Below are 1,804 nucleotides of genomic sequence, written 5' to 3' on the forward strand. Positions count from 1 at the left end.
CTTCTCACGTGATTCCTGGAAGCGTTGCTGGTTCTCTGATGCCTATCCTTTCTTTGGGTGTATACCTTTTGATGATTATAGCATTGATCTGAATCGGTTGTTCTTCGGTCAGATAGTTCATTGGTACCTGTCGGCCAATGATCTCATTACCGAGTCATACTTGTCGGAGTAATCGTCCAACCTTGCATCAAGCTCTTCAGTTTCAAGGTGCTTTGGCGTTTCAGCAAGAGAATAACGGTAAGTGCGTTTGGCCATTCCTCCGGCCGATATTCGGTCGCGATCAGTTTTGTGTGGGTGGGAGATTTGCAGCACCTGATCTATAACAGTACCCATTCAACTCACTTTATAAGTATTTATAGGTTATTTTTAACGGAAAAATATTGTATTTACCGGAATAAGGCATATAATATGGGTAGAAGACACAAGAAGGGATGGATCGGAATGAAGAAGTTATTGAATCCCTATACGCCTGGTGCGGGTGTACCGCCCAAATATTTGGCTGGTCGCGAGGATACGATTCGTGAAGCGGAAGAAGCTTTGTTCTATATTAAAAACGGCGATTTTTATCGCTCTGTCGTCTATTACGGTCTCCGCGGCGTCGGCAAAACGGTTTTGCTGAACAAAATAGAAGATATGGCCGATGAGGAAGACATACGGTATGAACATCTTGAAATTTCAGAGCGTGGTTCCTTTAAGAACAGTATTTCGCTTCATATTTTTAAGTTGATTCAGCAAATGAGCGTAAAAGCGAAACTGAAGAAGCACCTTTCCAGATCGTTATCGATTCTGAAGGCTTTTTCCCTCAAATATTCGCAGGATGGCGAAGTCAGTCTCAGCATGGATTCAGAAATCGATTCGGCGGTTGGCATATCCGATACCGGGAATTTTGAAAACGACCTGACTGAATTGTTTGTATCTCTGGGGACACTGGCGCAAAAACAGGAATCCGGAGTCGCTTTATTCATCGATGAAATCCAATACATGAAGGATGATGAATTCGAAGCCCTGATCGCCGCGATACATAGAGTGAACCAAAAAGCATTGCCGCTGATCGTGTTTGCGGCCGGCTTGCCGAAAATCGCCAAGATTGCCGGGGATGTGAAATCCTACGCTGAAAGGCTGTTTAAATTCGTTTCCATTGGATCTCTGGAAAAAAATGCGGCCAGAATGGCACTGGAGGAACCCGCAAAGAAATGGGGGGTGTCCTACAGTGATGAAGCGATCGAAAAAATACTTCGAATAACCGAATGCTCCCCCTATTTCCTGCAGGAATACGGCAATCAAGTTTGGGCAAAAGTATCGGTGGATAAACGCGTCATAGATGCCACTATGGTTGACGATGTCTATGCGAACTTCGAGAAAAGTTTGGACGAAAGCTTCTTTAAAGTGCGCCACGACAGGGCGACGCCGCGGGAACTGGATTTCATGATCGCGATGGTAAAATGCGGCGTTTTGCCTTGTTCGACAAAAGCAAAAGCTGAACAGATGCAGTGCCCCGTCTCTGCCATCTCACCGTTGCGAGCGCAATTGATCCATAAAGGCTTTATCTATTCGGCCAATCGCGGCGAAGTTGACTTCACGGTGCCGCAGTTTGATAAATACCTAAAAAGGATCCATAATTTATAAAAGGACGTCCGCCTGAAAGGAATTTACAATCTTTCGCGGTAGGCGGTTTTGGGCATGAGCGAAAAAAGAATCAGGAGGTCAGGTTGAAAAACCGCCAGCTTCCTTGATTCTTTTGTTTTGGTTGAAACGTTTCAGTCCAGATAGAAATACAACGACTGCAGCAGATACTCCGATTCGT

At 45.0% G+C, this 1,804-nt stretch carries 1 protein-coding gene; it reads left to right on the forward strand.

Translation table 11 applies throughout. The features are described from left to right. Positions 1-441: 441 nt before the first annotated feature. Positions 442-1,626 (forward strand): ATP-binding protein, encoded by a 1,185-nt coding sequence (locus tag WBV27_RS07265; protein ID WP_424200735.1) that lies wholly within the window; start codon positions 442-444, stop codon positions 1,624-1,626. Positions 1,627-1,804: the final 178 nt, after the last annotated feature.

The sequence above is a fragment of the Trichococcus sp. genome, assembly GCF_049589555.1.
GTDB lineage: Bacteria > Bacillota > Bacilli > Lactobacillales > Aerococcaceae > Trichococcus.

Excerpts from the sequence above, each read along its gene's own strand:
- WBV27_RS07265 (WP_424200735.1), top strand. The coding sequence starts at position 442 with ATGAAGAAGTTATTGAATCCCTATACGCCTGGTGCGGGTGTACCGCCC.